Raw genomic sequence first — 546 nt, 5'->3', positions numbered from 1 at the left:
ACCGAAAGTGAGACCGATAACTGTGCCCGTTTTTGGATGCACGACAGGCTTCCATAAGCCATGGTCAGAGTGGCCGCCAAAAATCACATCGACCCCCTTTAGCTTGCCTGCCATGTCGTAATCTTCATCAAAGCCGCGTTGCACTTCGGGATCGGCTTCTTTGTCGGTTTGCATTGGTGCCGTTTTATTTTGGTGTGTGAGCACGACAACCATGTCCACTTCGTCGCGGATCTTATCAACCCAGAACTGAGTGGTTTTGATTGGATCGTCGATAGTCAAACCTTTGCGATTACCTTTCCACATAGTGTTGTAGAAGGCATCAACGCCCATTACCCCAATCACACCGACACGAATGCCATCGCGTTCAACAATGGTATATGGCGAAGCAAAAGGCGCATTGTTTTGCTCAAACTTGATGTTGGCGTTGAGCACGGGGTAGGCGGCTCTTGGCATGTTCTCTTTCAAGGTTTGCCAGCCGTATTCAAATTCGTGGTTACCGAGCGTTATCGCGTCGTAGCCCATCGCACTGTACAAATCGAAAGAGAG

The 546-nt window shown here is 49.5% G+C and carries 1 protein-coding gene; it reads right to left on the bottom strand.

Annotation, left to right across the window (positions count from 1 at the left end; translation table 11 throughout):
• A partial coding sequence (locus R8N49_RS29740; protein WP_318190779.1) for a metallophosphatase occupies positions 1 to 546 on the bottom strand: 546 nt, incomplete at both ends.

It is taken from the genome of Vibrio sp. 1978 (assembly GCF_033344345.1).
This window is presented reverse-complemented; position numbering and strand designations above follow the sequence as displayed.